The following is an 8,289-nucleotide window of genomic DNA, read 5'->3' on the forward strand; positions in this document are numbered from 1 at the left end:
CCCCGACACCCTCGCGGTGTCGGGGGTTTTGCTTCGGGCAGGGTTGACGTGCGTTGTTTACCAAGCGTTCGGCGCGTTACTTCTCACGCAGCGAGCCGATATGGTCTCGGTACCACGCCACTGTGCGCTCTAGGCCCTCCGACAACGGAATCTTCGAGGTCCATCCTGCCCGCGCGAGCTTCGAGACGTCGAGGAGTTTCTGGGGAGTCCCATCGGGCTTCGTTGTGTCCCACTCGGTCTCACCGGTGTAACCGACGACGGACGCAACAGTCTCGGCGATCTCACGGATCGTCACGTCGGTTCCGCTGCCGACGTTGACCTGGTCGGGCCCGTCGAAGTGTTCGAGCAGGTGCAAACATGCGTCAGCCATGTCGTCCGCATGCAGGAATTCACGTCGCGGTGAACCCGAGCCCCAGTTGACCACCGACGCCGCGCCCGACGCGACCGCCTCGTCGTAGCGTCGGATCAGTGCGGGTAGCACGTGGGAACCCGCGGGCGAGAAGTTGTCGTTCGGCCCGTAGAGGTTGGTTGGCATCGCCGAGATCCATGGCAAGCCATACTGTCTTCGCACCGACTGCACGTGAAGGATTCCAGCGATCTTGGCGATCGCGTATGCGTCGTTGGTCGGCTCGAGGTGGCCGGTGAGCAGTGATTCCTCGCGGATCGGCTGTTCGGCGAACTTCGGGTAGATGCAAGAGGATCCGAGGAACAGCAATCGTTCGACGTCGACCTGACGAGACGCATCGAGGACGTTGACCTGAATCCGGATGTTGTCGCTGAGAAAGTCCACTGGGTAGGTGCTGTTCGCCATGATCCCGCCGACCTTCGCAGCGGCAAGGACGACATATCTTGGCTTGAGTTCGGCGAAGAAGCCGAGGACGGCGTCGCGATTCTTCAGGTCGAGTTCGGCTGACGTCCTACCGACGATGTTCTCGAAACCCGCGGATTCGAGTCGGCGCACGATCGCAGAGCCAACGAGGCCGCGATGGCCGGCAACATAGAAAGTTGCCTCACGGTTAAGTTCTCCCGGTGAAAAGTCGTGCGCAACCGTCATTCAGCCGCTCCGACACTGACATCGTCGGTTCTCCAGGACTCAAGATGCACTGTGTCGATCCAGGGGCTACCGGAATGCGCGAGAGCCTCGACATCGGCGTCAACCATAAGGCGCGCCAATTCTCGGCCGTGAATAGTCGGAACCCAACCCAGTTTGTCGCGTGCTCGCGAGGCGTCGCCGATGAGTGAGTCGACCTCGGTGGCGCGCAGGTAGCGCTCGTCGAACCGGACATGGTCCTCCCAACTGAGCCCCACATGCCCGAAGGCGATCTCCAAGAATTCGCGAACGGTGAATCCCTCGTTCGTGGCGAGGACGTAGTCGTCCGGTTCGTCGGCCTGCAGCATTCGCCACATGCCTTCAACGTATTCGGCGGCATACCCCCAGTCGCGTACCGCGTCGAGATTGCCCATGTAGAGAAAGTCCTGCTGGCCCGCCTTGATGGCGGCAACGGCACGGGTGATCTTTCGGGTAACGAACGTCTCGCCGCGCCGCGGTGATTCGTGGTTGAACAGGATTCCGTTGGCCGCGAAGATGCCGTAGGCCTCGCGGTAGTTCCTCGTAATCCAGTAGCTGTACAGCTTGGCAGCCCCGTAGGGAGAGCGCGGATAGAACGGGGTGTTCTCGTTCTGAGGTGGCGGCGTTGCCCCGTACATCTCTGACGACGATGCCTGATAGAAACGGGTCTCGATGCCCGAGAGCCGCACGGCCTCGAGCATACGGATCGTGCCAGTTCCAGTGGTGTCGGCAGTGTGTTCGGGTTCGTCGAAGGAGACTCGCACATGGGACTGCGCCGCGAGATTATAGACCTCGTCGGGTTCAATGGCAGCGAGCAACGTCACCAATCTAGCGCCGTCGCTGAGGTCCCCATAATGGAGGAACAACTTGGCGTCGGGTGAGTGTGGATCGACATAGAGGTGGTCGATTCGTGACGTATTGAACGTCGACGCACGACGGATTAGCCCGTGGACTTCATAACCCTTGCCGAGCAGCAGTTCCGCAAGGTACGAGCCGTCCTGGCCGGTAATTCCGGTGATCAGCGCGCGCTTGGTCATCGACGCCCCTTGCGGATTGCGGCTTCGCAGCGATGCGGCCCCCATACAGAGAATTGCGGGCGGCGCATAGGCCTACCCCTAGACTCCAGCCGACATTTCATGAACTTAAATCCCCCCGACATTTCATGAACTTAAATCCCCCGGTGGTACAGACCCTGCTCTATGGCCTGTCGATGGACAGTACCGCAACGCGCAGAGGCACACAGGGCTGGCGATGGCGGTGTCAGGTGTTCGTTGAGATTTGAATTTGGTCAGCTTGTTTCGGGCTTTCACCGCCGGTTCACTGCGACATTCGGACCGCGATGGAGGTCGGCAGCGCATTCCCCAGGTACGCGGGGGCAATTGTCAGCCAAGGTGCCGATAGTGGGGTGCATGCAGTCACCGCGGTGGATCACCACGGCCCGCGTGCTGCGCCGCGCGGGGTTCGGGGCCAGCGGTCCGCAGATCGACGCGCTCACCGGGCAGGATCTCTCGACCTACCTCGACACGGCGTTGGCGTCGGACCCGGATCAGGACCCCGGCGCCCTGGCCACCCCGTTGCCACAGCTGTCCCCGCCGACGCCGCCGGGCAAGAACGCCAGTCAGGACGTCCATGCCCGATACAACCACCAGCTTTCCGAGGACGCGACCAGTCTGACGGCGTGGTGGGTGAACCGCATGGTGGCAGTGGAGCAACCGCTGCACGAGAAGCTGACCCTGTTGTGGCACAACCACTTCGCCACCTCGGCGACCAAAGTAAAGGTCGCGGCGTTCATGGCCGCGCAGAATCAGAAGCTCCGCACATTGAACCGGGGGGACTTCCGCGCCCTGGCGTACGCGATGTTGACCGATGCGGCGATGCTGCGCTGGCTCGACGGCCAAGACAACACCGCCAAGGCGGCCAACGAGAACCTCTCCCGAGAATTCATGGAGCTCTTCGCCCTGGGGCACGGCAACGGATACACCGAGGACGACGTACGCGTGGGCGCGAGGGCGCTGACCGGTTGGACCATCGGACACGACGGCACGACGCAACTGGTCGCCAATCGTCACGACGCTGCAGAGAAGACGCTGCTGGGTGTGAAGGGTGACCTGGGCGCCGCCGACTACTGCGACATCGTACTGGCGCAACCCAATTCGCCGAAGTACGTCGTCGGTCGCCTGTGGCAGCAGCTGGCCGCCGACGCGGGACCGTCACCGGCCGCGCTGGATCGTGCGGTCGCCGCCTACGGTCCCGGCCGCGACCTGACGGCGGTGACCAAGACGATCCTCACCGACCCCCAATTCCTCGGCAGCACCAACACCGTCGTGAACACTCCCGTCGAGTGGCTCGTCGGGGTGGTGCGGACGCTGAAGGTACCCGTCGACTCCGGTGCGCACGCCAAGACCGTCGCCACGGCGTTGAGAAGCTTGGGTCAGCGGCCGTTCTACCCGCCCGACGTCGGCGGCTGGCCCCACGGCCAACCGTGGCTGTCGACGGCGACTGCTGGTGTGCGGCTGCGCACCGCGGCCGACTTGGCGAAGTCCGGGAACCTGTCCACCATCGAAGAGGCCGCACCCGGTGACCGCCTCGACGCGACGGGCTACCTGATCGGCGTCGGATCGTGGACCGACCAGTCCGCCAAGGCACTCGCACCGATGACGAAGAACCCGCCGCAGTTGCTTGCCGCCGCGGTCAACACCCCCGAATACCTGACCTCCTGACGAGACCGAGATGCCTGAACTCACCCGCCGCAGATTCCTCATCGCCAGCATCGGCACCGCCGGCCTGTTGTCCGGCGCCGCTGCCATCGGATGGCCCGAACTGCAGAGGGCGGCCCACGATCGTCCGCTCGCCGATGGCACCGGCATCCTCGTCCTGGTCACGATGTACGGCGGCAACGACGGCCTCAACACCCTGATTCCCTACGCGGACAACGCCTATCACGACAAGCGCCCCGAGCTGGCCTACGCCCCGGAGGAGGTGCTGCACCTCGACGACCAGCTGGGGCTCAACCCGGCCATGAAGGGCATGGCCACGGCGTGGGGTGACGGCACGCTGGCGATCGTGCGCGGGGTGAGCTACCCCAAGCCCGACCACAGCCACTTCCGGTCGATGGACATCTGGCAGACCGCCTCCCCGGCCGAGCCGGTGTCGACCGGCTGGATCGGACGGTGGTTGGACGCCACCGGTGACGACCCGTTGCGTGCGGTCAACATCGGCGGAGTGCTGCCGCCGCTGGCGGTCGGGGCCAAGGCCACCGCGGCAGCGCTGTCGCCGTCGGGGCTGGCGCCCGCGCAGTTCGACGCGACCATGGCGGCGCTGGGCGTCGACGACCCCCACGACACCCCTGCGATGTCGATGGTGCGGACGGCCTACCGCGCCACGCAGACCGCCGACAAGACGTTCGGCGGCTTCGAGTCGGGGAAGGCCAAGAACGCGGCGATCCGTGGCAATTCGTTGGCCGAGCAGCTGACCGTGGTCGCCCAGTGCGTCAAGGCGGTCGTCCCCACGCGGGTCTACATGGTGCAGCTCGGCGGATTCGACACCCATGCCGACGAGCGCGGCACCCAGCAGCGACAACTGCAGACCCTCGACGAAGCGCTGACGCCGTTCCTGGCCGACATGGCCGGCGACCCGCACGGCAAGGACGTGGTGGTGATGGCCTACTCGGAGTTCGGCAGGCGGGTGGCTGCCAACGCCTCGCAGGGCACCGACCACGGCACGGCGGGCCCGGTCTTCGTCGCCGGTGCACCGGTCAAGGGCGGCTTCTACGGTGACGAGCCCAGCCTGACCTACCTGGACGACGGAGACCTGAAGACCACCAGCGACTTTCGCGACGTCTACCACACGCTGCTGGTGCACACCGTAGGTGCCGACCCCGAGCCGTCTGTGGGCGCCGGGCGCACCGACCTGGGCTTCCTCTAGTCCGTCTGGTCAGCCAGCCGGCACCATGACCGTGACGAGCAGCGCCCGGTGGTCGGTGCCCGGCAGCTTCTCGGTCGCGGTGGAGACACCGGTGGCGTTGCGCGTCAGGACATGGTCGATGCCGAGCACCGGCGGGTACGGCTTGTCGGCGGGGTAGGTGAAGTTGCGGCCCGAGCCCGACTGCGCGGTGGCGTCCTGGTAGCCGTTGGTGAGCAACTGACGATACGGACGCATGTCGATCGTGGAGTTGAAGTCACCGCCGACGATGACTGCTCCGTCGCCGGCCTCGGTTGCTACTCGGCTGAGCGCGTCCGGGAACTTCGCGATGTCGCTCTGCCAGCCGCTGATGGGCCGCGGCCAGGGGGCGTCGAGGTGGACGGTGAGCAACGAGACGTCGCGGTCGACGCCGGGGACCCGGATCTTCGCGCTGACCATGGCGAGTCGGTAGCCCGGGATAAGGGTGGAGATCGTGATGGGGTGCCGGCTGTAGATGCCCACGCCCGCCGCCACCGGTCGCGCGTCGAGGGCCTGGTACGGGAAGGTGTCGCGGATGCCCGCGTCGGCCAGGCCGCGGGCCGCCTCCGGGGTCAGCTCTTGCACCATCAGGACGTCCGCGTCGCGGGCGGCGGACTCGGCGACGGCTTCCGGCTCGGCCAGGCCGTAGAGCATGTTGACCGTCATCGTCCGGACGGCGACCGATCCTCGCTCGGGGGTGGCGGCGAGGAACCACGGCACCTGAAGGGCGACCAGCGTGGCGGTGAGCAGCGCGGCGACGGCGGCGAGGACCCACCGCCGCACCCAGGCCAGCACCAGAAGGGCGACGGGTGCGGCGAGCATCAGGTACGGAGCGGCGATGACCAGGTATAGCACCGGGTGGCTGGGGATGGGCGTGAAACTCACGGCGAGGGCTGCCGCGGCGGCGAGGAGGAGGCCGACGCCTAGCCAAGTGGCGGCGACGCGACGTGCGGTGGTCAGGCTTCCTCCTCGAATGGCGTCATGCCGCACGTGCAGTGACGCGGTGTCGAGACAAGTATCCCTGCGTCTCGGCGCGCTGGCACTGCAGACTCGTACCGTGACCCCGCCCAGAAGATGGATTGCCGCCGTGTTCGGCGTAATGTGCGCCGCCATGATCAACGTGGGGTCGGCGGGGGCCGATCCGCCGCCGGTGTCGGCGCTGGCGCAGGCGGCGGGTCTGGTCGACGTGCGTACGGTGGTGCCGGACGCGATGGTGGATCTGCGGTACGCGACGGCCGACAACTTCACCGGCGTGGCGCTCTACCCGGCTGACGCGCGGTGCCTGGTGCACGAGTCGTTGGCCGACGGATTGGCGACGGCGGCGAATCAGCTTCGGGCGCAAGGCATGCGGTCGGTGTTCTGGGATTGCTACCGTCCGCACGACGTACAGGTTCGGATGTTCCAGAAGGTGCCGAACCCGAATTGGGTGGCGCGGCCGAGCGATTATGCGCGCAGCCACGAGGCGGGACGGTCGGTCGACGTGACCGTCGCCGACGGGCACTACGGGTGGCTTCTCGACATGGGTACGGGGTTCGACGATTTCACGCCGAAGAGCCTGGCCTATGCCGCCGACGGGCTCACTGCCGGGCAGCAGGCCAACCGGGCGCTATTGCGTGCGGCGATGCAGGCCGGCGGCTTGTCCCCATATGTGGGGGAGTGGTGGCACTTCGACGGGCCGGGCGCGAAGGACCCGCGGCCGATCTTGGACGTGCCGGTGAGCTGAGCTCAGCTGGCGACTCGGTCGCCGCTGCCCAGGCAGACGTGCTGCTGGGGTTAGGGGTCTCTGACAAGTCTGTCGATTATGCGGGGCAATGCGCTCAAAAACCTTGGCCGCCGCTTGCGCCGAAACGGTCGGCATTCGAAGTCGCCGTTCTACGCAGCTGCACCCGAGCGTTGCTGCTTCGGTACTGGCAAGCGACTCACGCCAGCTCGACCGCCCATTGCAGCGTCGAGATCGTCCTCTGATCGACGTTCATCTAGGCTCGCCGCGACGTCGCCATAGCAGCGCGCCAATCTCAGTACGGTGGTCAAGCCGAGTAGCGCTGCACCAAGACCGGCGGTGCGGAGGGAGGTCGATCGCTTCATATGTACTCCGTTGCGTCAGCCCCCCCGACAACTATGCCAAGAGTTGCTGGAAAAGCCAAGCGTGGGTCGAATGAAGAAACTTTGTAGCGTTCCTCGACCGTCAACTATCCGCATCCAGCCGAAGTTCCCCGCGCTACTTGTGATGTCCAGGGAGGTTGTCCCGATTCGTATCGGTGAGCCTGTGTGACAGAGAAGGCCTCCGGTTGTGAAGTGGAGCTGTCTAGGAACCGCTTCATCAACCAGGAGGCCTTCGTGTCCCACGCGGCCTCCGGTTGTGAAGTGGAGCTGTCTAGGAACCGCTTCATCAACCAGGAGGCCTTCGTGTCCCACGCTAACGCTGCTTTGACCCCTCGTGCACGTTTGAGGCTCGCTNAGTTCGTCGTCGAGNNNGGCTGGACCTACGCCGCAGCGGCCAAGATGTTCATGGTCTCCCCACGAACCGCCAAGAAATGGGCGGACCGCTTCCGTGCCGAAGGCGCTGTGGGGATGGTCGACCGCAGTTCTCGGCCGCGCCAGGCTGGACCTACGCCGCAGCGGCCAAGATGTTCATGGTCTCCCCACGAACCGCCAAGAAATGGGCGGACCGCTTCCGTGCCGAAGGCGCTGTGGGGATGGTCGACCGCAGTTCTCGGCCGCGCCACAGTCCGAACAAGACCAGCCAGCAGGTGATGCGACGAATCGTTGACGTGCGGTGGCGCAAGCGGTTGGGTCCGGTGCAGATCGCCGGGCGCCTTGGCGTGCCGGCTTCCACGGTGCACGCGGTGCTGACCCGGTGCCGNATCAACCGGCTGTCCTACATTGACCGGGTCACCGGGGAACCCCTGCGCCGCTACGAACACGACCATCCCGGCTCGCTGATCCACGTCGACGTCACCAAGTTCGCCAACATCCCCGACGGCGGCGGACATCGGTTCTTGAGTCGCGAGCACGGCAGACGCAACAGACAGCGGACCGCGCATCGGACCGGCGAACGCGCGGGGGATTGGCGGCCCCGGATCGGAATTNCGTTCCNGCACACAGTCATTGANGATCATTCCCGGGTGGCCTACGCCGAGATTCAGTCCGACGAGAAAGCCGTCACCGCGATCGGTGTCCTGCGCCGCGCGGTGGCGTGGTTCGCTGAGCGTGGCGTCACCGTCGAACGGGTCTTGTCCGACAACGGGTCGGCCTACGTGTCCTACGCCTGGCGCGAGGCC

General features: G+C 65.7%; 6 protein-coding genes and 2 pseudogenes. 5 read left to right on the forward strand and 3 right to left on the reverse strand.

Features of this window, described 5'->3' with window-relative positions; translation table 11 throughout:
- Positions 1-76 precede the first annotated feature (76 nt).
- Both H7K45_RS13190 and gmd read right to left on the reverse strand, forming a co-directional pair.
- The gene (locus tag H7K45_RS13190) at positions 77-1,054 is read right to left on the reverse strand and encodes a GDP-L-fucose synthase family protein (RefSeq protein ID WP_263996252.1); all 978 of its coding nucleotides are present in this window, start codon (positions 1,052-1,054) and stop codon (positions 77-79) included.
- Positions 1,051-2,106 (reverse strand): GDP-mannose 4,6-dehydratase, encoded by a 1,056-nt coding sequence (gmd, locus tag H7K45_RS13195; RefSeq protein ID WP_263996253.1) that lies wholly within the window; start codon positions 2,104-2,106, stop codon positions 1,051-1,053. The genes H7K45_RS13190 and gmd overlap by 4 nt, the downstream gene beginning before the upstream one ends.
- 372 nt (positions 2,107-2,478) lie before the next feature.
- On the opposite strand from gmd, the gene H7K45_RS13200 reads away from it, so the two are divergent.
- A complete protein-coding gene (locus tag H7K45_RS13200) occupies positions 2,479-3,789 on the forward strand; it encodes a DUF1800 domain-containing protein (protein ID WP_263996254.1) in 1,311 nt (436 codons plus the stop codon).
- 10 nt (positions 3,790-3,799) lie between these two features.
- The gene (locus H7K45_RS13205; RefSeq protein WP_263996255.1) at positions 3,800-4,993 is read left to right on the forward strand and encodes a DUF1501 domain-containing protein; all 1,194 of its coding nucleotides are present in this window, start codon (positions 3,800-3,802) and stop codon (positions 4,991-4,993) included.
- Between the two features lie 9 nt (positions 4,994-5,002).
- Here H7K45_RS13205 and H7K45_RS13210 read toward each other — a convergent pair whose 3' ends face one another.
- On the reverse strand, positions 5,003-5,893 hold the full coding sequence (locus H7K45_RS13210) for an endonuclease/exonuclease/phosphatase family protein (protein ID WP_263996256.1): 891 nt from the start codon (positions 5,891-5,893) through the stop codon (positions 5,003-5,005).
- A gap of 214 nt (positions 5,894-6,107) precedes the next feature.
- Here H7K45_RS13210 and H7K45_RS13215 point away from each other — a divergent pair, with 214 nt between their 5' ends.
- From H7K45_RS13215 to H7K45_RS13225, 3 genes and pseudogenes are all read left to right on the forward strand, one after another.
- Positions 6,108-6,731, forward strand: coding sequence for a M15 family metallopeptidase (locus H7K45_RS13215; RefSeq protein WP_263996991.1), 624 nt, complete (start codon positions 6,108-6,110; stop codon positions 6,729-6,731).
- Between the two features lie 683 nt (positions 6,732-7,414).
- Positions 7,415-7,630 (forward strand): annotated as a pseudogene (locus H7K45_RS31775) (leucine zipper domain-containing protein); the annotation flags it as partial.
- A pseudogene (locus tag H7K45_RS13225) lies at positions 7,609-8,289 on the forward strand (helix-turn-helix domain-containing protein); the annotation flags it as partial. The pseudogenes H7K45_RS31775 and H7K45_RS13225, both read left to right, overlap by 22 nt.

The sequence above is a fragment of the Mycobacterium yunnanensis genome (genome assembly GCF_025823185.1).
Classification (GTDB): Bacteria; Actinomycetota; Actinomycetes; order Mycobacteriales; family Mycobacteriaceae; genus Mycobacterium; species Mycobacterium yunnanensis.